This is a genomic window from Sphingomonas ginkgonis, assembly GCF_003970925.1.
In the GTDB taxonomy this organism is placed as follows: domain Bacteria; phylum Pseudomonadota; class Alphaproteobacteria; order Sphingomonadales; family Sphingomonadaceae; genus Sphingomicrobium; species Sphingomicrobium ginkgonis.
In genome coordinates, this window is record NZ_RWJF01000001.1 from 3,049,511 (window position 1) to 3,071,789 (window position 22,279).

The 22,279-nt window shown below is 68.7% G+C and carries 23 protein-coding genes; 12 read left to right on the forward strand and 11 right to left on the reverse strand.

Annotated elements, in window-relative coordinates; genetic code table 11:
• The first annotated feature begins 87 nt into the window (after positions 1–87).
• The 3 genes from HMF7854_RS14715 to HMF7854_RS14725 all read left to right on the forward strand — a co-directional run bounded on the left by HMF7854_RS14715 (position 88) and on the right by HMF7854_RS14725 (position 4,355).
• Positions 88–1,236, forward strand: a complete 1,149-nt coding sequence (locus tag HMF7854_RS14715; RefSeq protein ID WP_126719888.1) for a phosphoserine transaminase — start codon at positions 88–90, stop codon at positions 1,234–1,236.
• A gap of 94 nt (positions 1,237–1,330) precedes the next feature.
• Positions 1,331–2,917: a phosphoglycerate dehydrogenase gene (serA, locus tag HMF7854_RS14720; protein WP_126719889.1), complete on the forward strand. Its 1,587-nt coding sequence runs from the start codon at positions 1,331–1,333 to the stop codon at positions 2,915–2,917.
• A gap of 148 nt (positions 2,918–3,065) precedes the next feature.
• On the forward strand, positions 3,066–4,355 hold the full coding sequence (locus HMF7854_RS14725) for an adenylosuccinate synthase (protein ID WP_126719890.1): 1,290 nt from the start codon (positions 3,066–3,068) through the stop codon (positions 4,353–4,355).
• Positions 4,356–4,800: 445 nt separating this feature from the next.
• On the opposite strand, the gene HMF7854_RS14730 is transcribed toward HMF7854_RS14725, so the two are convergent.
• From HMF7854_RS14730 to HMF7854_RS14745, 4 genes are read right to left on the reverse strand one after another with little or no spacing between them, the layout of a single operon-like run.
• A complete protein-coding gene (locus HMF7854_RS14730) occupies positions 4,801–5,622 on the reverse strand; it encodes a GNAT family N-acetyltransferase (protein WP_126719891.1) in 822 nt (273 codons plus the stop codon).
• On the reverse strand, positions 5,619–6,902 hold the full coding sequence (locus tag HMF7854_RS14735) for a DUF445 domain-containing protein (RefSeq protein ID WP_420822368.1): 1,284 nt from the start codon (positions 6,900–6,902) through the stop codon (positions 5,619–5,621). The genes HMF7854_RS14730 and HMF7854_RS14735 overlap by 4 nt, the downstream gene beginning before the upstream one ends.
• A gap of 47 nt (positions 6,903–6,949) precedes the next feature.
• Positions 6,950–10,111 (reverse strand): efflux RND transporter permease subunit, encoded by a 3,162-nt coding sequence (locus tag HMF7854_RS14740; protein ID WP_126719892.1) that lies wholly within the window; start codon positions 10,109–10,111, stop codon positions 6,950–6,952.
• A 33-nt stretch (positions 10,112–10,144) separates the two neighbouring features.
• Positions 10,145–11,335 (reverse strand): efflux RND transporter periplasmic adaptor subunit, encoded by a 1,191-nt coding sequence (locus HMF7854_RS14745; RefSeq protein WP_126719893.1) that lies wholly within the window; start codon positions 11,333–11,335, stop codon positions 10,145–10,147.
• Positions 11,336–11,520: 185 nt separating this feature from the next.
• Here HMF7854_RS14745 and HMF7854_RS14750 point away from each other — a divergent pair, with 185 nt between their 5' ends.
• Entirely contained in the window at positions 11,521–11,784 is a 264-nt protein-coding gene (locus tag HMF7854_RS14750) for a GlsB/YeaQ/YmgE family stress response membrane protein (protein WP_126719894.1), read from the forward strand.
• Positions 11,785–11,854: 70 nt separating this feature from the next.
• Positions 11,855–12,574: an SIMPL domain-containing protein gene (locus tag HMF7854_RS14755; protein ID WP_126719895.1), complete on the forward strand. Its 720-nt coding sequence runs from the start codon at positions 11,855–11,857 to the stop codon at positions 12,572–12,574.
• 66 nt (positions 12,575–12,640) lie between these two features.
• Here HMF7854_RS14755 and HMF7854_RS14760 read toward each other — a convergent pair whose 3' ends face one another.
• The 3 genes from HMF7854_RS14760 to HMF7854_RS14770 form a co-directional block, all read right to left on the reverse strand.
• The gene (locus HMF7854_RS14760; RefSeq protein ID WP_126719896.1) at positions 12,641–12,898 is read right to left on the reverse strand and encodes a GlsB/YeaQ/YmgE family stress response membrane protein; all 258 of its coding nucleotides are present in this window, start codon (positions 12,896–12,898) and stop codon (positions 12,641–12,643) included.
• 161 nt (positions 12,899–13,059) lie between these two features.
• Complete coding sequence (gene sciP / locus HMF7854_RS14765; protein WP_126719897.1) at positions 13,060–13,359, reverse strand: CtrA inhibitor SciP; 300 nt, start codon at positions 13,357–13,359, stop codon at positions 13,060–13,062.
• 95 nt (positions 13,360–13,454) lie between these two features.
• Complete coding sequence (locus HMF7854_RS14770) at positions 13,455–13,667, reverse strand: hypothetical protein (RefSeq protein ID WP_185829308.1); 213 nt, start codon at positions 13,665–13,667, stop codon at positions 13,455–13,457.
• Between the two features lie 78 nt (positions 13,668–13,745).
• Between HMF7854_RS14770 and mnmA the strand changes: the two genes are divergently transcribed.
• Genes mnmA through HMF7854_RS14785 form a run of 3 tightly spaced genes read left to right on the forward strand, consistent with a single transcriptional unit; the run spans position 13,746 to position 16,433 of the window.
• On the forward strand, positions 13,746–14,852 hold the full coding sequence (gene mnmA, locus HMF7854_RS14775; RefSeq protein WP_126719899.1) for a tRNA 2-thiouridine(34) synthase MnmA: 1,107 nt from the start codon (positions 13,746–13,748) through the stop codon (positions 14,850–14,852).
• Positions 14,852–15,316, forward strand: coding sequence for an NUDIX hydrolase (locus tag HMF7854_RS14780; protein ID WP_126719900.1), 465 nt, complete (start codon positions 14,852–14,854; stop codon positions 15,314–15,316). Before mnmA ends, HMF7854_RS14780 begins: the two co-directional genes overlap by 1 nt.
• 4 nt (positions 15,317–15,320) lie before the next feature.
• Positions 15,321–16,433, forward strand: a complete 1,113-nt coding sequence (locus tag HMF7854_RS14785; RefSeq protein ID WP_126719901.1) for an alpha/beta fold hydrolase — start codon at positions 15,321–15,323, stop codon at positions 16,431–16,433.
• Here the strand turns inward: HMF7854_RS14785 and HMF7854_RS14790 are convergent.
• The 4 genes from HMF7854_RS14790 to pdxH are packed head-to-tail and all read right to left on the reverse strand — an operon-like array spanning position 16,375 to position 19,101.
• Positions 16,375–16,842 carry a YybH family protein gene (locus HMF7854_RS14790; RefSeq protein WP_239017006.1) on the reverse strand — a complete coding sequence of 156 codons (468 nt, stop codon included), beginning with the start codon at positions 16,840–16,842 and terminating at the stop codon, positions 16,375–16,377. The two genes, HMF7854_RS14785 and HMF7854_RS14790, sit on opposite strands and share 59 nt — an antisense overlap.
• Entirely contained in the window at positions 16,839–17,621 is a 783-nt protein-coding gene (locus tag HMF7854_RS14795; RefSeq protein WP_126719903.1) for a PhzF family phenazine biosynthesis protein, read from the reverse strand. The genes HMF7854_RS14790 and HMF7854_RS14795 overlap by 4 nt, the downstream gene beginning before the upstream one ends.
• Positions 17,618–18,526, reverse strand: a complete 909-nt coding sequence (locus HMF7854_RS14800) for a cation diffusion facilitator family transporter (RefSeq protein WP_239017007.1) — start codon at positions 18,524–18,526, stop codon at positions 17,618–17,620. The genes HMF7854_RS14795 and HMF7854_RS14800 overlap by 4 nt, the downstream gene beginning before the upstream one ends.
• On the reverse strand, positions 18,523–19,101 hold the full coding sequence (gene pdxH, locus HMF7854_RS14805) for a pyridoxamine 5'-phosphate oxidase (RefSeq protein WP_126719904.1): 579 nt from the start codon (positions 19,099–19,101) through the stop codon (positions 18,523–18,525). The genes HMF7854_RS14800 and pdxH overlap by 4 nt, the downstream gene beginning before the upstream one ends.
• A 91-nt stretch (positions 19,102–19,192) precedes the next feature.
• On the opposite strand from pdxH, the gene HMF7854_RS14810 reads away from it, so the two are divergent.
• From HMF7854_RS14810 to HMF7854_RS14825, 4 genes are read left to right on the forward strand one after another with little or no spacing between them, the layout of a single operon-like run.
• Positions 19,193–20,152, forward strand: coding sequence for a DnaJ C-terminal domain-containing protein (locus tag HMF7854_RS14810; RefSeq protein ID WP_420822381.1), 960 nt, complete (start codon positions 19,193–19,195; stop codon positions 20,150–20,152).
• A gap of 12 nt (positions 20,153–20,164) precedes the next feature.
• The gene (locus HMF7854_RS14815; protein WP_126719906.1) at positions 20,165–21,196 is read left to right on the forward strand and encodes a YihY/virulence factor BrkB family protein; all 1,032 of its coding nucleotides are present in this window, start codon (positions 20,165–20,167) and stop codon (positions 21,194–21,196) included.
• The gene (gene fabI / locus HMF7854_RS14820; protein ID WP_126719907.1) at positions 21,193–21,999 is read left to right on the forward strand and encodes an enoyl-ACP reductase FabI; all 807 of its coding nucleotides are present in this window, start codon (positions 21,193–21,195) and stop codon (positions 21,997–21,999) included. The genes HMF7854_RS14815 and fabI overlap by 4 nt, the downstream gene beginning before the upstream one ends.
• Positions 21,996–22,268, forward strand: coding sequence for an acylphosphatase (locus tag HMF7854_RS14825; RefSeq protein WP_126719908.1), 273 nt, complete (start codon positions 21,996–21,998; stop codon positions 22,266–22,268). Before fabI ends, HMF7854_RS14825 begins: the two co-directional genes overlap by 4 nt.
• Positions 22,269–22,279 lie beyond the last annotated feature (11 nt).

Consider the following 22,279-nt stretch of genomic DNA (forward strand, 5'->3'; position numbering starts at 1 on the left):
AGAATTCACGTGAGCGAATCCGACGATGGCCTTCGCGGAGGCCCAGCGCTAAGGCCATCGACGGGCCACGCCGTCCCAACGCGGCGCGTGCTCTCTGCAAGGAGAGTTGAATTGACGACCCCACTACCCGCGACGCGTCCCGCGCGTCCGTTCTTCTCGTCCGGTCCCTGCGCCAAGCCGCCGGGCTGGTCCCCTGACAGGCTCGCTACGGAATCGCTCGGTCGATCGCATCGCTCGAAGCTCGGTAAGGCGCGCCTTCAATACTGCATCGACCTGATGCGCGAGCTGCTCGAGCTTCCCGACACCCACCGGATCGGCATCGTGCCGGGCTCCGATACCGGCGCCTTCGAGATGGCGATGTGGACGATGCTCGGTGCCCGCCCGGTCACCACGCTTGCCTGGGAAAGCTTCGGCGAAGGCTGGGTGACCGACGCGCTCAAGCAGCTGAAGCTCGATCCGACGATCCTGCGCGCCGACTATGGACAGCTGCCGCACCTATCGGCCGTCGACTGGTCGAACGACGTGTTGTTCACTTGGAACGGCACGACCTCGGGCGTCCGAGTGCCGGACGGCGAGTGGATCGCCGACGATCGCGCCGGCCTGAGCTTTGCCGACGCGACCAGCGCCGTCTTCGCCTATCATCTCCCGTGGGAGAAGATCGATGTCGCCACCTTCTCCTGGCAGAAGGTCCTCGGCGGGGAGGGCGCGCACGGCGTGCTGATCCTCGGGCCCCGCGCGGTCGAGCGGCTGGAGAGCTACACGCCCGCCTGGCCGCTCCCCAAGGTCTTCCGGCTGATGGCCAAGGGCAAGCTCGCCGAGGGCATCTTCAAGGGCGAGACGATCAACACGCCCTCGATGCTCGCGGTCGAAGACGCGATCTTCAGCCTCGAATGGGCGAAGTCGGTCGGCGGCGCCAAGGGCCTCCAGGCGCGCTCGGACGCCAACGCCGGCGCGCTCGACCGGATCGTCAAGGAACGCGACTGGCTCGGCCATCTCGCCGCCGCCGTCGCCAGCCGCTCGACCACCTCGGTCTGCCTGACCGTCGAGGGCGCGGACGAGGACTTCATCAAGAAGTTCGCTGCCCTGCTCGAGAATGAAGGCGCGGCGTTCGACATCGCCGGCTACCGCGACGCCCCGCCGGGGCTTCGCATCTGGTGCGGAGCGACGGTCGACACCGCCGACATCGAGGCGCTCGGCCCATGGCTCGACTGGGCCTGGAATCAACTCAAGAGCTAAGCGTCACCCCCGCGAAAGCGGGGGTCCAGCTACTCTCCCACGCGACGAAGCGGGATCCCCGCTTTCGCGGGGATGACGAAGGAAAATATCACCCATGACCACCCAACCCAAGGTCCTCATCAGCGACAAGATGGATCCCCGCGCCGCCGCGATCTTCCGCGAGCGCGGGATCCAGGTCGACGAGATCACCGGCAAGACACCCGAGGAGCTCGCCGCGATCGTCGGCGACTATGACGGGCTCGCCATCCGCAGCTCGACCAAGGTGACCCCCAAGATCCTCGCCGCCGCCACCAGCCTCAAGGTCGTCGGCCGCGCCGGGATCGGCGTCGACAATGTCGACATCCCCGCCGCCACGGCGCGCGGCGTGGTGGTGATGAACACCCCGTTCGGCAACTCGATTACCACCGCCGAACACGCCATCGCCCTGCTCTTCGCGCTCGCCCGCCAGCTGCCCGAGGCCGATGCCTCGACTCAGGCCGGCAAGTGGGAGAAGAACCGCTTCATGGGGGTCGAGGTCACCGGCAAGACGCTGGGCCTGATCGGCGCCGGCAACATCGGCTCGATCGTCGCATCCCGCGCGCTCGGCCTGCGCATGAAGGTCGTCGCCTTCGACCCCTTCCTCTCGCCGGAGCGCGCGGTCGAGATCGGGGTCGAGAAGGTCGAGCTCGACGAGCTGCTCCGCCGCGCCGACTTCATCACGCTGCACACGCCGCTGACCGACCAGACCCGCAATATTCTTAGCCGCGAGAACATCGCGAAGACCAAGAAGGACGTCCGCATCGTCAACTGCGCGCGCGGCGGGCTGATCGACGAGGCGGCGCTCAAGGATGCGCTCGACAGCGGCCAGATCGCCGGCGCCGCACTCGACGTGTTCGAGACCGAGCCGGCCACCGCCTCGCCGCTGTTCGGCACCCCGGGCTTCATCTCCACCCCGCATCTCGGCGCCTCGACCAACGAGGCGCAGGTCAACGTCGCGATCCAGGTCGCCGAGCAGATGAGCGACTTCCTCCTCCTGGGCGGGGTCACCAACGCGATCAACGTCCCGAGCCTCAGCGCCGAGGAGGCGCCGCGCCTCAAGCCCTACATGGCACTGGCGGAAAAGCTCGGCAGTCTGGTCGGCCAGCTCGCCCGCGGCAGCATCGCCGGCCTCTCGATCGAGACTGAGGGCGCCGCGGCGGAGCTCAACATGAAGCCGATCACCGGTGCGGTGCTGGCCGGCTACATGAGGGTTCACTCGGACACGGTGAACATGGTCAACGCGCCCTTCCTCGCCAAGGAACGCGGGCTCGACGTCCGCGAGGTGCGCCACGACCGCGAGGGCGACTATCACACACTCGTCCGGGTCACCGCGCACACCCAGGCGGGCGATCGCGCCGTCGCGGGCACGCTGTTCGGCAACGCCGCCCCGCGCCTCACCGAGCTGTTCGGGGTCAAGGTCGAGGCCGACCTCGCCGGCGACATGCTCTACATCGTCAACGAGGACGCGCCCGGCTTCATCGGCCGGCTCGGCACGACGCTCGGCGAAGCGGGGATCAACATCGGCACCTTCCACCTCGGCCGGATCGACGCCGGCGGCGAGGCGGTGCTGCTGCTGTCGGTGGACGAGCCGGTCGGCGCCGAAGTGGTCGCCCGCATCGAGCAGCTCCCCGGCGTCAAGCAGGTCCGCCCGCTCAAGTTCTAGCGTCGGCCAGCGTCATTCCTCCCCTGAGCTCCGCTCGGGGGAGGGGGACCATGGCGCGCAGCGGCATGGTGGAGGGGCCCGGCGCCACCATCGACTCTCCGCTCGCCCTCCCTTAGGGAGCCCGCGCAACAGGCAAGGAAGCAGGACCGTGGGCAACGTCACCGTCATCGGCGCGCAGTGGGGCGACGAGGGCAAGGGGAAGATCGTCGACTGGCTCGCCAGCCGCGCCGACGTCGTCGTCCGCTTCCAGGGCGGGCACAATGCCGGCCACACGCTGGTCGTCGGCAACCAGACCTACAAGCTCAGCCTGCTCCCGTCCGGCATCGTCCGCGGCACGCTGTCGATCGTCGGCAACGGCGTGGTGCTCGACCCCTGGGCCCTGAAGAGCGAGATCGAGCGGATCGCCGGCCAGGGCGTCGCCGTCACCCCCGACGTGCTGATGATCGCCGAGACCTGCCCGCTGATCCTTCCCATCCACCGCGACCTCGACGCGCTGCGCGAGGACGCCAGCGGCGCGGGCAAGATCGGGACCACCCGCCGCGGCATCGGCCCGGCCTATGAGGACAAGGTCGGGCGCCGGGCGATCCGGGTCTGCGACCTCGCCCACCTCGACCAGCTCGACCCGCTGCTCGACCGGCTCTGCGCGCACCATGACGCACTTCGGGCCGGCTTCGGCGAGCCGCCGGTCGATCGTGCCCGCCTCAAGGCCGACCTCGGCGAGATCGCCGGCTTCGTCCTCCGCTTCGCCAAGCCGGTGTGGAAGACGCTCGACGAGGCGCAGCGCGCGGGCAAGCGCATGCTGTTCGAAGGCGCGCAGGGCGTGCTGCTCGACGTCGACCACGGCACCTACCCGTTCGTCACCAGCTCGAACACGGTCGCGGGGACCACCGGCAGCGGCAGCGGCACTGGCCCGTCCGCCGCCGGCTTCGTGCTCGGGATCGTCAAGGCCTACACGACCCGGGTCGGCTCCGGCCCCTTCCCGACCGAGCTCGAGGACGAGACCGGCCAGCGCCTCGGCGAGCGCGGCCACGAGTTCGGCACGGTCACCGGCCGCCGCCGCCGCTGCGGCTGGTTCGACGCGGTGCTGGTCCGCCAGGCCGCGGCGGTCAGCGGCATTACCGGAATCGCGCTGACCAAGATCGACGTGCTCGACGGGATGGACACGGTCCGCATCTGCACCGGCTACCGGCTCGACGGCGAGCTCACCGACCACCTCCCGCCGCACGCCGCCGACCAGGCGCAGGTCGAGCCGGTCTACGAGGAGATGGACGGCTGGCGCGAGAGCACCGCCGGCGCGCGCAGCTGGGCCGAGCTCCCCGCGCAGGCGATCAAGTACATCCGCCGCGTCGAGGAGCTGATCCGCTGCCCCGTCGCGCTGGTGAGCACGAGCCCCGAGCGCGACGACACAATCCTGGTGAGAGACCCGTTTGCGGGGTGACATTCGCACGAATGTTACCGTTCGTGGAGCGATGTCGCTAACGGCCTGAACCCTGGCCAAGCTCGCGGAAAGGCCCGCGAACACTTTCGCGGAAGCGCGAGAGAAGCAGGCGAAATCCTGTCCCGCAAGGGTGGGCGAAAGGTCCGCCGTGGGAGAAGGCCGACACCGAAAAACCTCCCCGTCGCAGACGGGGAGGGCGACCGCCGCCGCAGGCGGTGGTGGAGGCGCCAGCACCGTCTGAATGAAGCGCGGCCCTTCCACCATCCCGCTGCGCGGGACGGTCCCCCTCCCCATTGCTGCGCAACGGAGAGGTATTGGATGTTCGCCCTGGGTCGTCAGCAGACACCCCGCTCCGTCTTGCTGAACTTGTTTCAGCACCTCTCCAACCAATCGCAGGAACGTGCGGAGATGGGCCCTGGAATGAGATCAGGCTGACGGGCACCGATCAGCCGCGCCGCTTGGCAAACCTCATGCTGGTCCGTTCGTAGCCGAGATGGCGGTAAAAGGCGTGGGCGGCGGTCAGCCGGTCGTTGCTGGTGATCTCGATCAGCCCGCAGTCGGCATCCCACAACCGCCGCTCCGCTTCTGCCATCAGCAGCCGGCCGAGCCCCTCCCCGCGCGCCGCCTCGGCCAGCACCAGGATCGTCACTCGCCCGACCGGCCGGTCGCGGTGGATGTGGGTCTCGACGTCGAGCCCGCACAGGCCGACCACCGCCTCGCCGAGCGTCGCCACCAGCGTCGGCGCGGCGATCGCGGCAAGGCGCTTCCTGACCTCCCCGGCGCTGGTCTCGTGGCCGAGCAGTGCGACCAGCCCGGCGATCGCCTCGGCATCGCCGGCGTCCGCCGCCCGGACGGCGGGCGCAGGAGGCGGTGGCGGTTCCGGCTCAGGTTCGGGCTCGGGCTCAGGCTCAGGCTCAGGCTTTTGCCGCGCCTTGCGCCGGGGCGCACCGGTGGAGGATCGCGGCGGAGGCGAACCCGCCTCGTCGTCGCGCTTCTTCCGCGGTCGCGAGACCAATGTCGTCTCCGCGGCTTCGATCGACCGCGTCCAGTCCTGCGTGTTGAGCCCGCGCAGGTGCGCCTCGACCTCCGCGGCGGTGGCGGTCAGCCCCTTTTCGCCAATCCCCAGCACCGCCGCGCCGGCGGCGTCGGTCAACCCGAACTTGCCGAAGTCGCCTTTGCCCGGGGTCCTCACCCGCGAGCGCCTGAGCCGCAGCCCGCGGTTCCGCGCCAGTTCCGTCAGCGCCTCGGCGGCGGGATCGTCGCTCACAGCGTGTCGAGGAGGTGCAGAACTAGTCCGACCGAACCGCCGACCAGCGTCCCGTTGATCCGGATATACTGGAGGTCGCGGCCGACCGCGCTTTCCAGTCGGGCGGTAACCGTGCGCGCATCCCAGACGCGGATCGTGTCGCTGACCAGCCGGACGATCGACCCGCCATAGCTCGCCGCCATCCCCGCCACCGCGCGGCGGGCGAAGCGGTTAATGACGATGCGCAGCCGCGGGTCGCGCTCGAGCGTCTGGCCCATCGACTTCAGCACCTCGCCGAGCCGCCCCGCGAGCACCGCGTCGGGATTGCGCGCCGCCTTGACCAGCGCCGCGCGTCCCTTCTGCCAGAGGCTGTCGATCCACTGCGCGACGCTGGGATTGTCGAGCAGGTCGTTCTTCATCTGCTCGACCCTGGCGCGCGTCTCCGGCTTGGTTTGCAGGTCGTTGGCGAGGTCGGCGAGCGCCTGCTCGATCTTGGCGCGAACCGGGTGGGTGGGGTCGGTCGCCATCTCGAGCGTCAGCTTGCGCAGCCCGTCGATGATCGCGTCGGCCATCTTCTCGTCGAGCCCGGCGAGCTTCACCACCCAATTCGCCCGCTTCTTCACCATTTCGCGGATCATCGGCTCGTTGTGGTCGAGCACCCGGGCGCTCCAGCGGATCGCCGTCTCGAGCATCGGCACGTGGCGATCCTCGTTGATCGCCGAGGCGAGCGCATGGCCGAGGACCGGGGCGATCTCGACGGCTCGGATGCGGGTCGCGACCGCGGTCTTCACCATCCCGCCCAGCCGCTCGTCGTCGAGGCTCTCGAACAAGTCGGCGATCATCCGCGAGGCGCCCTGGCGGATCCGGGTCGCCTCGCCGGCCGGGGCCTGGAGGAAGCGGCCGGCGGCCGTGGCGATGTCGATGTGGCGCATGCGCCGGGCGACCACGCTGGCGATCAGAAAATTGCTCTGGAGGAAGTTGGCGAGGGCGTCGCCGATCCGGTCCTTGTTGCGCGGGATGATCGCGGTGTGGGGGATCGGCAGCCCGAGCGGGTGGCGGAACAGCGCGGTCACCGCGAACCAGTCGGCGAGCCCGCCGACCATTGCCGCCTCGGCGAAGCTCTTGACGTAGGAGAGCCAGGGATGACCGGGCTCGAAGGCGCGGGCGACCACGAAGATCGCCGCCATCACCAGCAGCAGCCCGGTCGCGGCGACTTTCATCCCGGCCGCCCCCGGCTGGGCCGGGTTGAAGCGGCCGAGCGGCGAACGGGCGGGAATCGACAGGGTCTCGGCGCGGTTCATGCGCCTTCAATAGACGAGCGCGGCGTGAGGTTCACGCGCGCGCCGTCTTACTCCGCGGGAGTGAGGACCGGGCCCTGCGCCGGCTGGTGCGGTTCGCCATTGTCGAGCACCTTGCGGAACTTGCGGCTGATCCACGCCTCAATGTCGGTCGCCAGGCTGAAATAGGCCGGCACCAGCAGCAAAGTGAGCAGGGTCGAGAAGAGCAGGCCGCCCATCACGGTGATGCCCATCGGCGCGCGCCAGCTCCCGTCGCCCGACAGCGACAGCGAGACCGGGACCATGCCCGCGACCATCGCCACCGTGGTCATCACGATCGGCTGCGCGCGCTTGTGCCCCGCCTCGAGGATCGCGGCGGTCCGCTCCCAGCCATGCTCGATCATCTCCACCGCGAAGTCGATCAGCAGGATCGAGTTCTTGGCGACGATTCCGAACAGCATCAGCAGCCCGATGAACACCGGCATCGACAGCGGCTGCTGCGCGATGTGCAACGCCAGCGCCGCCCCCAGCGGACAGAGCAGGAGCGACCCCATGTTGACGAACGGCGCGAGGAAGCGGCGGTAGAGCAGCACCAGCACCGCGAACACCAGCAGCACGCCCGACAGCAGCGCGAGGATGAAGTTCTTGACCAGCTCGCCCTGCCATTTCTGGTTGCCGAGCGTCAGCACCGACACGCCCTGCGGCAGGTTCTTCATTCCCGGCAGCGCGTTGATCTTCTTCCATGCATCACCGCTCACCACCCCGGGGGTGAGGTCGGCGCCGATTGCCAGCCGGCGGACCTGGTTGGTCCGCTGGACCGTCGAGGGGCCCGACCCGAACCCGATATCGGCGACCGCCTTGAGCGGCACCGAGCCGCCGGCGGTGGTCGGCACCGGCAGGTTCTCGAGCGTCGAGAGGTCACGGCGCTCGAGGTCGGAGAGCGAGACCATGATCGGGATCTGGCGGTCCGACAGCGAGAATTTCGCGCTGTTCTGCTCGATGTCGCCGAGTGTCGCGATGCGGATCGTCTGGCTCAGCGCCTGGGTCGTCACGCCGAGCCGCGCGGCGAGGTCGAAGTGCGGCTTGATCGTGATCTCCGGCCGCGCCTGCTCGCCCATCACCCGCGGCGCGCGAACCTCCTTGAGCGATCCCATCTCCTCGGCGATCTTGCTCGCCGCCTGGGACAGTAGCGCCGGGTCGGAGGAGCCGAGGAACAGCATGATGTCGCGGCCGCCGCCGCCCGGGCCGCCGCTGTTGGGCGAGATGACGGTGACCTGCGCGTCGGGAATGGCTGCGAGCTGCGGACCGATATTGCGGTTGAACTCGGACGAGGTCCTCTTGCGATCGGCCTTGAGCACGATGTTGAGATAGCCGCTGCCAACGTAAATGCGCTCGAACACCCGGTCGACGTCCGGGTCGGCGCGGATGATCCCCGCCGCGCGATCCATCACCGCCTCGGACTGCTGCAGGGTCGAGCCCGGCGCCATCTTGACGTTGACGTTGGAGAAATTGTCGTTGGTCTCGGGCTGGAAGGTCATCGGCAGGGTGGCGATCAGCAGGACCGTCAGCGCGAAGGCGAGGAAGCCCACGCCCATCATCCACACCCGGTGGTCGCGGAAGATCGAGATCGTTCGGCCCCAGGCGCCCGGGCGGCGCTCGCGGGAAGCCTGCGCCCCACGCGTGTCGAGTGTCCAGCGCAGGATCCCGAGATACCAGTCCATCAACCGACCCGAGGCGTGCGCCTGCTCGCCGTGGCTCTTGAGGAAATAAGCGGCGATCAGCGGGGTGATCATCCGCGCCACGAACAGGCTCAGGAGGACCGACACGACGACCGTATAGCCAAAGCTCTTGAAAAACTGACCCGAGATCCCCGGCATCAGCGCGACCGGGAGGAAGACGGCGACGATCGACATGGTGGTGGCGAGCACCGCCAGCCCGATCTCGTCCGCCGCGTCCATCGCCGCCTGATAGGCGGTCTTGCCCATTCGCATGTGCCTGACGATGTTCTCGATTTCGACGATCGCGTCGTCGACCAGCACGCCCGCGACCAGGCTGAGCGCGAGCAGCGAGAGGAAATTGAGGTTGAGGCCCAGCAGGCTCATGAACCAGAAGCTGGGGATTGCCGACAGCGGGATCGCCAGCGCGGAAATGGCGGTCGCGCGCCCGTCGCGGAGGAAGAGGTAGACGACGAACACGGCGAGGATCGCGCCTTCCCACAGCGCCTCGATCGAGCTGTGGTACTGCGACTTGGTATAATCGACGTTGTTCGAGATCTCGCTGAAGTGAATCCGTGGATTCTCCTTCTCGATCTTGTGCATCTCCTCCCACACGCCGTCGTACACCTTGAGGTCCGACTGACCGGTGGCGCGCTGAATGTTGAAGCTCACCACCTGCTTGCCGCCGAGCTTGGCGAGGGTGCGCTGCTCGGAATAGCTGTCCTCGACGTTGGCGATGTCGCCGAGCTTGACCGTCCGGCCACCGGCCACGTTGATGTCGGTCTGCGAGAGGTCGTAAGCGGAGTGCGCGTTGCCGAGCACCCGGACCGACTGCTCGGATCCCGCGATCTCGGCCCGGCCGCCGGTGGCGTTGGTGTTGACCGCCCGGAGCTGGGCGTTGACCTGCGCCGCGGTGATGCCCTGCGCCTGCAACGCCGCCGGATTGAGGATCACCCGGATCTGCCGATCGACGCCGCCCTCGCGGCTGACCGAGGCGACGCCCGCGACCGCGCGCAGGCGGCGCGCCACCGTGTCGTCGAGATACCAGCTGAGCTGCTCGAGCGTCATGTCGGTGGTCTGCGCGGCGACATAGACGACGGGGTCGCCGCTGACGTCGACCCGGCTTACCTGCGGCTCGAGTATCCCCTCGGGCAGATCGCCGCGGATCTGCGTAACCGCGTCGCGCAGGTCGTTGACCGCGCGGTCGGTTGGCGTGCCGATCTGGAACTGGACGAAGGTCTGGCTATTGCCCTCGCGGACCGAGCTGTTGATCTCGTCGACGCCGTTGATGCTGCGCGCCGCCGTCTCGACCTTCTGCGTGACCTGGGTCTCCATTTCGGCCGGCGCGGCGCCCGGCTGGCTGATGGTGACGATCGCGGCGGGAAAATCGATGTCCGGATTGTTGGTGACGCTCATCCACGAGAAGGAGAGCAGGCCTGCCAGCATCAGCCCGATGAAGAAGACGATCGGGGGCACCGGGTTCTTGATGCACCACGACGAGATGTTGCGAAAACTCATGGCTCGACTTCCCGCCCGCTGGAGGGCTGCTGCTTAACGGACCGCGGCCTGTCGGCGCGGCTGGATCTTCTGGCCCGGGTTGAGGAAGGGTCCCGCCGAGAGCACGACCGACTCCTGCCCGCTGAGGCCGGCGGCGATCGTCACCCCGCCCTCGGTCACCGACCCGATCTTGATCGAACGCCGCTCGACCTCGTTGCGGCCGTTGACGACGAAGACATAGTTGCCGTTCTCGTCGCTCAGGACGGCGCTCTGCGGGAGCTGGGGGGCGGTGGTGCTGCCCGCGGCGATCTTCACGTCGGCAAATCCACCCGGCTTGATCGCGGAATCGTAGGGAATGGCGATGCGGACCTCGCCTTGGCGGCTCTGCGGGTCGATCACCGGCGCCACCTGCCAGACCCGGCCGGTGTAGCTGCGGGTCGAGCCGAGCGGAGTGACGGTCGCCGACATGCCGGTGCGGATGCTGCCGAGGTCCTGCTGCGAAAGGGTTGCGCGCATTTCCATCTCGCCGTCCTTGGCAAGACGGAACAGCGCGCCCGACGCCGGGCTGACGATCTGCCCGACTTCGATCGCGCGGGCGAGGACCAGCCCGCTGGTCGGTGCGCGGACATCGAGCTGGCCGATCTGGGCCCGGGTCGCCCCGAGCTGAGCCTGCGCGACCTGGACCTGCGCGGCGGCGGCGTCGCGAGTCGCCCGCTTGTTGTCGAGGTCGGCCTTGGACACGAACCCGCTGGAGACCAGCGAGGCCGAGCGCTCGTAATTGCTCTGCGCGAGCGCGAGGTTGGCGCGGGCCGCGGTGATCTGCGCCGAGAGCTGCGCCGCCTGCTGCGACTGGACGCTGCGGTCGACCGAGGCGAGCACCTGGCCTTGGCGGACCCAGGTGCCGGCGTCGACCAGCACCGCGGTGACCCGGCCGCCGGTTCCGGCAACCCCGACCGGCTGGTCGCGGCGGGCGGCGAGCGCGCCGCTGCCGGTGACTATCCCGGCAACCTGGCTCTGCCCGGGAACCACCACGGTTACGACCGGGATTTGTCCGTTCTTGCCCTTGCCCGCAGCCGCTGCTGCGGCGGGGCCGGAAGCCTGGTTGCGGTTGCCGAGGAACATGACCCCCAGAGCGACAGCCGCGATGACGACCACGGCGACCGCGATGATCAGGTTGCGCCGACGCCGCGAGGAGTCGACCACGACCAGCGTGTCCGAGCGGTTGAAACTGGCTTCGCGGTTCATGCCGTCCATCTTTCCCTGTCGCGCCGGGTTGAGCGCACTGTATTAAACCCCTAAGTCACCTCTGGCAACAAGAATGCCGTTAATGGAAGGCTTCCAGCGATTTTCGACCAAGTGGCCCCCTTGCACCGCAAACGGCCGATGCGGCAGTGTTTCGGCGGGAACAAGATTCAACAAGGAGCGCAACCATGATCTTCGGGACGACGAACTGGCTGGCGTGGATCATCCTCGGCGGCCTCGCCGGCGCAGTGGCCAAGCTCATCACCCCGGGCCGTGACCCCGGCGGCTGCCTGGTCACGGTGGTGCTCGGGATCGCCGGTGCGCTGGTCGCCGGCTGGCTTGGCCGCGCGCTCCACTGGTACGGGCCGAACGACAGCGCGGGCTTCCTTGCCGCGATCGTCGGCGCGATCATCCTGCTCGTTGCCTACCGGCTCATCTCGCGCCGTCGCTGAGCCGTTCATCGCCGCGCCAGCCGGCGGCTGCGACACGAGGCTTTTCCATGGTTGTTACAGGAACGACAAGATGCGCAGACCCTTGCTGGCCGCCTTGCTGATCACCATCGCGCCACTGACGCTCGCGCCTGCCGCGACAGCGCAGCCGGCACCTGCCGCGCCGCTCGCCGGGACCCGGCTCGACCTCAGCGTAACGGGCGAGGTCAGCCGCGTTCCCGACGTTGCGGTCATCTCCGCGGGAGTGGTCAGCCGCGCCCAGACCGCGACCGCCGCCCTCACCGATAATGCGGCGCGAATGGAACGGGTCCGTGCCGCCTTGCGCCGCGCCGGCATCGCCGACCGCGACGTCCAGACCAGCTCGATCAACCTCAACCCCGACTATCGCTACGACCAGAACCAGCCGCCCGTCCTGACCGGATACCAGGCGAGCAATTCGCTGAGCGTCAGGTTCCGCGACCTTCGCAACGCCGGGCGGATCCTCGATGCGCTGGTCGCCGAGGGCGCCAACCAGATCAACGGGCCGACCCTCTCGCTCGACAAGCCCGATGCCGCGCTCGACGAGGCAAGGACGCGGGCAATCGCCCTCGGCCGCCAGCGCGCGGATCTTTACGCCCGGTCACTCGGGATGCGGGTGGTTCGGCTGGTCTCGGTCAGCGAGAACGGGTCCGGCGGGATGCCGCCGGGGCCGGTGCCCTATGTGCGGGCGATGGCGGCAAAGGCCGACACGGTCGTCGAGCCGGGGGAGCAGCAGCTGCAGGTCAGCTTGGCAATGAGCTTCGAGCTGCAATAGGCATGAAAAAGGCCGCGCCGACTCCCGTCCAGCGCGACCTTTCCATGTTGCGGTCGGCAGGTCGCCTTAGCGAACGGTCCCGCGACGAACGAGGTTGACGATCGCCAGCAGAACCACCGCGCCCAGCAGCGAGTAGAGGAAGCTGGTCAGCGTGATGCCGTGATTGAGGTCGGCTCCGCCGCCGAGCAGGAAGCCGGCGATCGCGGCACCGACAATACCGACGATGACGTTGAGAATGATGCCCTGCTGCCCGTCGGTGCGCATGATGATGCTGGCCAGCCAGCCACAAACGCCACCAACGATGAGCCAGATAAGAATGCCCATGGTGTTCCCTCCTGTCTGTCGCCGCTCCGTGCGAGCGGCCATGCGGATCGGGATACGCGCAATGGGGCCGAACGGTTCCGAACACCGTCCGATAATAAACCGCTACGATCCCGCAAGGATCAAGGAGTTGTGCGGGTTCTTACGCTGGCGCAGGTCCGAAATCAGTAACGCTGTTGGCGTTCGTAGACGGTGCGATAGTGTTGGATGCGGGTCACGCGCAGTCCCGGCATGCCGCTACGGTCGACCGCGCGCTGCCAGCCGGCGAACTCTTCGAGGCTGAGACCGTAGCGAGCGCACGCCTCGTCCACGCTGAGCAGACCGCCGGCGACCGCCGCAACAACCTCGGCCTTGCGCCGGACCACCCAGCGGGTGGTGTTGCTCGGCGGCAGGGACTCGAGGGTCAGCGGCTCGCCGAGCGGGCCGATCACCTGGGCTGGCCTGATCTTCTGGTTCTCGAGCATTCTTAAACCTCAAACGCGGATAATGTTCTGTTGATCTGCCCCGTTTACGCCGTGGCCCTTGAACGAAACCTCAAATGCAAAGGTAAACTGGCCGGTTACTCCTCCTGCTCGCTCCTTAACCCTGGCGCGGGAGTGGCGAACGTGCCGCCAAGCTGGCGCAGCGCCATCTCCCAGCCTTCCTCTCCGCTGAGGAAGCGGGCGATCGCCTCGCTGCGGTCCCGGTCGGTCGGAGGCGCTCCGAACGAGCGCAGCAGCGCCCCGATGTTCGCCGTTCCTTCCGCCACCAGTTCGCCGTCTTGGCGCGACACCTTCATCCCCCAAGGCGGAACCCCCCGCCTGCAGCCGGTCTAGCGAGATAGGGTGAACTTCAGGTAAAGGCCGTCACCATGCCGGTGAGTTTCGACCTGAACAGCGCGGGCCGCGCGCGCATCGTTGTCGCCATGTCGGGCGGCGTCGACAGCAGCGTCGCCGCGGCCCTCGCGGTGCAGAGCGGGGCCGAGGTGATCGGGGTCACGCTCCAGCTCTACGATCACGGCGAGGCGGTTAAGCGGAGCGGCAGTTGCTGCGCCGGGCAGGACATCTACGACGCGCGCACCGCCTGCGACCAGCTCGGCATCCCGCATTATGTCCTCGACTATGAAAGCCGCTTTCGCGCCGGCGTGATCGACCGCTTCGCCGACGACTACGCCCGTGGGCGCACGCCAGTCCCCTGCTCGCTGTGCAACCAGGGGGTGAAGTTCACCGACCTCGTCGCCTTCGCTCGCGAGCTTGGCGCGGACGCGCTGGCGACCGGCCATTATGTGCGGCGGGTGGTGAACGTCGGCCGAACCGAGCTTCACAAGGGTGCCGACCCGGCGCGCGATCAGAGCTACTTCCTGTACGGCACGACCCGCGAGCAGCTCGACTTCCTGCGCTTCCCCGTCGGCGACCTTCCCAAGAGCGAGACCCGCCGGTTGGCCGGCGAGTTCGCCCTGCCGGTCGCGAACAAGCCGGACAGCCAGGACATCTGCTTCGTTCCCGACGGCGACTATGCCGGGCTGGTCAAGCGGCTACGGCCGGAGACCGCCGCCCCGGGCGAGATCGTGGACCTCTCCGGGCGCGTGCTGGGCGAGCATCCGGGCGTGGTCCACTTCACCGTCGGGCAGCGCCGCGGCATCACTATCGGCGGGCAGAAGGAACCGCTTTACGTCGTCCGCATCGACCCCGAGGCGCAGCGACTGGTGGTCGGACCCAAGGCGGCGCTTGCAGTCAGCGCCGCCACGGTCGGAGCCATCAATTGGATCGGCGAGGAGCAGCGAACGGTCGGCGTGAAGGTCCGCTCGCTAGCCCCGCCCGTCGCGGCGATCCGCAGCGGCGAGCGCGTCCTGTTCGAGCGCCCGGAATATGGCGTCGCACCCGGCCAGGCGGCGGTCTTCTACGACGGCAGCCGCCTGCTTGGCGGCGGCTGGATCGAAGCGACGGAAGCAGCGGCTCCCGCGGCGGTCGCGGCCTGATGGCCGCACCGACGAGTGCCGGAGTCCTGCTCTACCGGCACTCGGCCCGCGGGCTCGAAGTGCTCCTGATCCATCCGGGCGGTCCGTTCTGGCGGCGGCGGCGGCCCGGCAGTTGGATGATCCCCAAGGGCGAGATCGAGCCGGGCGAGGCGCCCGCCGAAGCGGCGCTGCGCGAGTTCGAGGAGGAAACCGGCGCCCGGCTCGACTCCGTCCCGCTCCGGCTGTGCGAGGTCCGCCAGTCCGGGGGCAAGCGGGTGGCCGCCTTCGCGGTCGAGGGTGATTTCGACACGGCGGCGCTCGACAGCAACCTGTTCACGCTCGAATGGCCGCCGAAGAGCGGGCAGATGAAGCAGTTTCCCGAAGCCGAGGAAGCGCGCTGGTTCACGCTCCCCGAAGCCCGCGTCGAGATGCTGGCGAGCCAGCGGCCCATGCTCGACGCGCTCGAAACCCAACTGAAGGATTGAGGCGATGCTCCTGTTGCTTGCCGCGCTCGCCGCACAGACTCCCTTGACGCCCTCTCCGCGGACCTCGCCGCCGCCCGCGCGGCACTGGCCGGTTCGCGAGGGCGACGTGGTGCTGAAGGATTTCCGCTTCCGCTCGGGCCAGTCGCTGCCCGAGTTGCGGATGCACTATCGCCTGCTCGGCACCCCTCATCGCGACGCCGCGGGCCGGATCGACAATGCGGTGATGGTCCTGCACGGCACCGGCGGGACCGGCGCCCAGTTTCTCTCGCCGCAGTTCGCCGACGAGCTCTATGGTCCCGGCCAGCCGCTCGACATCCGCCGCATCTTCGTGATCCTGCCCGACAATCTCGGGCACGGCGCCTCGTCCAAGCCGTCGGACGGCCTCCACATGCGCTTTCCGGCCTATGACTACGACGACATGGTCGAGGCGCAGCGGCGGATGCTCGCCGACGGGCTCGGCGTCACCCACCTCCGCCTGATCATGGGCACCTCGATGGGCTGCATGCACAGCTTCGTCTGGGCGGAGGAGCATCCCGACGCCGCCGACGCCCTGATGCCGCTCGCCTGCGAGCCGGTCGAGATCGCCGGCCTCAACCGCATGTGGCGCCAGCTGGCGATCGACGGGATCAAGGCGGATCCGGCCTGGGCCGGCGGGGAGTATCGCCAGCCGCCGCTGCAGGGGTTGCGCACGGCGGAGTCGCTGCTGTTCATCGCCGGTTCGGCGCCGCTCTACCTCCAGGCGACCTATCCGACCCGCCCGGCGGCGAGCGCCTACGCTTCCGGCCGGGTCACCGCCGGCCTACAGGGGCTGGACGCCAACGACCTCGTCTACCAACTCGACGCTAGCCGAACCTACAATCCCTGGCCGCGGCTGGAGGCGATCCGCGCGCCGATGACGTGGATCAACTCGGCCGACGACTTCATCAACCCGCGCAATCTGCCCTTCCCGCCTGCCGCGCTGAAGCGGATGCCGACGGTTCGCTACCGGCTGATCCCGGAAAGCGCCGAAACCCGAGGCCATGGCACCCACACCTGGGCCAGGTTCTGGAAGGCCGATCTCAGCGCGCTGCTGGCGCGGACGGCGCCGGCGTCAGGTCGTACGCGGAGACATGGTTGAGGGTGATCAGCCAGCGGCCGCTGATTTTCTTGAACAGGCGGGTGTTGACCCCCTCCGTCACCCGCCCGGTCCGCTCCAGCCGGTAGCGGCCGACCAGCATCGCCGCGGTCGGCGAGAGAAGGTCGACCGTCATGTCAGAGAAATGTAGATGCCCACGGGTGCCGGCGTTCGCGCCATGGTCGCGAATATAATGGTCGAGCGTGCCCTGCCACCCGTCCTGGAACTTGCCGCCCGACACGAACACCACGTCGGGTTTCTTGAACCCCGCCATGTAGCCCACGAAGTCGCCGCGGTTCCACGCCGCCTCCATCCGTCCGATGGTGGCGAGGATCGCCGCGCGGTCCGTAGCGGGGCTGGCGGAGGCCGGTGCGGCAAGCGTCAGCAGCAGCGCCGCGAGCGCGGCCCTCACAGCTGGAAACTGCCCTCGATCACCGTGAAGCAACGCCCGCCCAGCACGACCCGGTCGCCGCGCAGCTCGCACTTCAGCAGTCCGCCGCGCGCGCTGACCTGGTGGGCGCCGAAGCTCTGCCGGCCCAGCCGCCCTGCCCAGAAAGGCACCAGCGCGGCATGCGCTGATCCGGTGACCGGGTCCTCGTCGATCCCGTGGTAGACGGCGAAGACGCGGCTCGCCACGTCCTGCTCGAGCCCCGAGGCGGTGACGATCACCAGCGAGTCCCACGCCTTCAATGCTGGGAAGTCCGGCGCGACCGCGCGCACCGCCGCCTCGCTCTCGAGCAGCACGATGAGCGCGCCGTTGCCGCCGCGACCGCGGAAGATCTCGCCGTGCTCGAGCCCAAGTGCGTCGAGCAGCCCCGCCGCCTCGGCCGGCTCGACCGTGCTTGCCGGCAGGTCGAGGCGGAGCAGTTCGCCGTCGCGCTCGACCCGGAGGATGCCGGAGCGGGTGCGGAACCGCACCGCCCCCTGGTTGAGCAGGATGTGACCGCTCGCCAGCGTGGCATGGCCGCACAGGTCGACCTCGGTGGTCGGAGTGAACCAGCGGAGATGATAATCCGCCTCCGGGTCTTCGGAAGGCACGGTGAAGGCAGTCTCGCTGAGGTTGTTCTCGGCGGCGATAGCCTGGAGCGTCGAATCGTCGAGCCATTGCTCGAGCGGCATGACCGCCGCCGGGTTTCCGCCCAGCGGCCGTTCGGCGAAAGCATCGACCTGGAAGAAGGGCAGAACGGTCATACGGTCAGCTCCTTAACCGCCGGATGGCCGAACGGGACGGGGTGGATGAGGATGTCGGCGCCGGGAAAGTCGGCGCGGATGGTCGCCTCGATCTCGTCCATCACGTCGTGCGCCTTGGCGACCGACAGCAGCGGCTCGAGCGAGATCTGGAACTGGATGAAGTCGTGCCCGCCCGAGGTCCGGGTGCGCAGGTCATGGATTCCCGCCATCTCGGGGTGGCTCTGAATCAACGCGATCAGCTGCGCACGCTTCTCGTCCGGCCACTCACGGTCCATCAGCTGGTCAAGCGCGTGGCTCGACGACTGCCATGCGCCGAAAACGAGAAACGCCGCGATCGCGAGTCCGAACCAGGCGTCGGCGCCGGCGAGGTGCCAGAACTGCTCCAGCCACAGCGCCGCGATCACGGCCGCGTTCAGCAGCAAGTCGGACTGGTAATGGACATTGTCGGTCTTGATCGCGACCGAATTGGTGCGCGCGATCACGCGTCGCTGATAGGCGAGCAGCCCGACCGTCAGCGCCATCGCGAACAGCGACACCCCGATCCCCAGCTCGGCGTCGGACGTGGCCGAGCCGCTCACCAGCCGGTCCGCAGCGCGCCACGCGATCCCGACCGCCGACACGGCGATCAGCATCACCTGCGCCATGGCGACCAGCGCCTCCGCCTTGCCGTGGCCGAAGCGATGGTCCTCGTCCGCGGGAATGGCGGCGATCCGCACCCCGGCCAGAGTGAAGATGCTGGCGATGAGGTCGAGCCCGGTGTCGGCGAGGCTGCCGAGCATGGCGGTGGAATCGGTCTTCCACGCCGCATAGCCCTTGATCAGCAGCAGCGTGGTGGCGAGTCCGACACTCGCCAGCGCGGCCCGCGACGACAGGGTCGCCCTTTCCGCGCCGATCGCCCCGCTCACGGGTAGAGCAGTCCTTCGCTCCACCCGTCTTCGGTGCGGGTGAACAGCCGCCGATCATGGAGCCGGAACTGCCGGTCCTGCCAGAATTCGATCTGCTCGGGGACGCAGCGAAAGCCCGACCAGCGCGGCGGCCGCGGCACCGTGCCGCCCTCAAAGCGCTGCTGCACCTCGGCGAACCGCTGCTCGAAGGTGGTTCGGCTGTCGAGCGGGCGCGACTGGTCGCTGGCCCAGGCGCCGAGCTGCGAGTCCCGTGCCCGGGTGGCGAAGTAGGCATCCGCCAAGCTATCCTCGACGCGCTCGACCGGCCCCTCGATGCGGACCTGCCGCCGCAGGCTCTTCCAGTGGAAGAGCAGGGCGGCGCGCTCGTTGGCCTGCAGTTCGCCGCCCTTGCGGCTGTCGAGGTTGGTGTACCAGACGAAGCCTTCCGGCCCGTGCCCCTTGAGCAGCACCATGCGGACCGACGGCCGGCCGTCGGGCGTGGAGGTCGCCAGCGCCATCGCCTCGGGGTCGTTGGGCTCGCTGGTCTGCGCCTCGGCAAGCCAGCTGTCGAACAGGTCAAGCGGATCGTCGGCCATTTCTCTTGCCCTTTGGACCCCCCCGCCTTGCCTCGCAAGCGACTCAATCCCTAACTAGCGCTCGAGCAAACTCTCCGGCATGACCCCGAGGATTATGGATCTCTATCAACGACTGGGCGTGAAGCGCGGCGCGAGCGAAGCCGACATCAAGAAGGCCTACCGCAGCCTCGCCAAGCAGCTCCACCCCGATCGCAACAAGGACAATCCCAAGGCGGCCGAGCGCTTCTCGCAGGTGACCAGCGCCTACGACCTTCTGTCCGACGCCGACAAGCGAGCGCGGTACGACCGCGGCGAGATCGACGAGGAGGGCAACCCCAAGATGCCGTTCGGCGGCGGCTTCGGCGGCCAGCGCGGCAGTAGCGGCCCAGGCGGCGGGTACGACGGTTTTCCGGGCGGCGGCTTTGCCGGGGGTGCCGAGACCGCCGACCTCTCCGACCTGTTCGAAGGGATCTTCGGCGGGGGGGGCGGCGGGCGCCGCTCCGGCCCGTTCGGCGGTTTCGGCGGCGGTGGTCGCCAGCAGCGCGCCCCGCAGAAGGGTGCCGACGTCAGCTACCGCCTGGCCGTGCCCTTCCTCGACGCCGCGGCGCTCAAGCCGCAGCGGGTGACGCTCGGCGACGGCAAGACGATCGACCTCAAGCTGCCCGGCGGGGTCGAGGACGGCACCAAGATCCGCCTCGCCGGCAAGGGCGAGCAGGGCGCGGCCGGACCCGGCGACGCGATCGTCACCATCGCCGTCCAGCCGCACCGCTTCTTCACCCGCGAGGGCCGCGACATCCGCCTCACCTTGCCCGTCACGCTGAGCGAGGCGGTGCTCGGCGCCAAGGTGAAGGTGCCGACCGCCGACGGCACGATCATGCTGACCGTCCCCAAGGGCTCGTCGTCGGGCAAGGTACTGCGGATCAAGGGGCGCGGTTTCAGCGGCAAGGGCGGACAGCGCGGCGACCAGCTGGTCATTCTCGCCGTCGACCTGCCCGTCGACGATCCCGCGCTGGAACGCTTTGCCGTTGACTGGAAGGATGGGCGCAACCCGCGGGCGACGCTGGGCGTCTGACCTAAGCCAACCATGCAGACCGTCTCCCCCCAGTCGCCCGAAGCGCGGCGAAAGCGGCTCGCGACCCTGCGCGCCCGCTTCGGCGAGGAAGTCGTCGATCGCATCCGCCCGGGGACCCGCCCGTTCGAGGTCGTCAAGCGGGTCGCCATCGGGGTCTACTCGGATGGGTTCATCCACGCCGGCAACCTCGCCTACCTCTCGCTACTGGCGATCTTCCCCTTCATCATCGTCGCCGCCGCGCTCGCCCATCTGCTCGGGCGCAGCGAGGACGCGCAGCTGGTCGCCATCAACCTCATCGCCCGCCTGCCCCCCGACGTCGGCTCGCTGCTCAAGGACCCGGTCGAGGCGGTGCTGAGCGCGCGTCACGGGCCGCTGCTGTGGTTTGGCGGGATCGTCGGGCTATGGACCGCGGCGAGCTTCGTCGAGACGATCCGCGACATCCTCCGCCGCGCCTACGGCGTGACCTTCTGCAAGCCCTTCTGGGAATATCGGCTCGGGTCGATCCTGCTGATCATCGGCGCGGTGCTGCTGATGATGACGGCCTTCGCCGCGCAGGTCGTGCTGACCGGCATCCACGATCTCATCCTGCACCTCTTCCCCTTCAGCGAGGGCGCGGCGCACCTGATCGGCTTCTACCGCTTCGCGCCGGCCATCCCGTTGTACGTTACCTTCTACGCGCTGTTCGTCTCGCTGACTCCGGCTCGCTATCGCAGCATCCGTTGCCGCAAATGGCCCGGCGCCCTGCTGGTGACCCTGTGGTGGTTGCTGATCGCCGAGCTCCTGCCCCGCGCCATCGCGCTCGCCGGCGGCTATTCGCTGACCTACGGCAGCCTCGCGGGCGTGATGGTCGCGCTGCTGTTCTTCTTCTTCATCGGTCTTGGCGTGGTGATGGGCGCGGAGCTCAACGCGGCGCTGGCGGAAACCGGCGGGAAGGCGCTAAGGGGCGAGGTCTATTCGGGGCCGTTCAGCGACAAACTGGAAGTCGAGGAGCCGCAGCCCGGCGAGGACGTGGCAAAGGAAGAAGGCGGAGGGGTAACGGCGTGACGGGGCTGATGCAGGGCAAGCGCGGGCTGATCATGGGCCTTGCGAACGACCGCTCGCTGGCGTGGGGCATCGCCAAGTCGCTTCGAGCGCAGGGTGCCGAGCTCGCCTTCTCCTACCAGGGCGAGGCGCTGGAGAAGCGGGTCCGCCCGCTCGCCGCCGAGCTCGGTTCCGAGCTGCTGATCGACTGCGACGTCAGCGACATGGCCGCGCTCGACCGTGCCTTCGACCATCTCAAGGGACAGTGGGGGAAGCTCGACTTCCTCGTCCACGCGATCGGCTTCTCCGACAAGAACGAGCTGCGCGGCAAGTTCGTCGACACCAGCCTCGACAACTTCCTGATGACCATGAACATCTCGGTCTACAGCTTCGTCGCCGTCGCTAGGCGCGCCGCCGCGATGATGGAGGCGGGCGGTGCGATGGTCACCCTGACCTACTATGGCGCCGAGAAGGTCATCCCTCACTACAACGTGATGGGCGTCGCCAAGGCTGCGTTGGAAATGTCGACCAAATATCTCGCGGCCGACCTCGGCCCCGAGGGGATCCGGGTCAACGCGATCAGCGCCGGCCCGATCAAGACGCTGGCCGCGAGCGGGATCGGCGACTTCCGCTACATCATGAAGTGGAACGAGTATAATGCGCCGCTCCGTCGCAACGTCACCATCGAGGACGTCGGTGGCGCGGGGCTCTATCTCCTGTCGGATCTCGCCAGCGGCGTCACCGGGGAGATCCACCATGTCGATGCCGGCTACAATGTCGTCGGCATGAAGGCCGAGGACGCCCCCGACATCACGGTCGCGGGATGAGCGGCGCGCGGCGGGTCCGCGTCCGCGGCACGGTGCAGGGCGTCTTCTATCGCCAGTGGACCGCCGACCGCGCCCGCGCGCTGGGAGTCTCCGGCTGGGTCCGCAACGACCCCGACGGATCGGTCGAGGCGCTGCTCGAGGGTGAATCGAGCGCGCTCGACGTGATGATCAGCGAGATGCGGCGCGGCCCCGACGGCGCACGCGTCGACCGGCTCGACAGCGAGGACGCTGCGGCCGAGCGAACGACCGGCTTCGAGGTCCGCCACTGATCTGTCCGGGC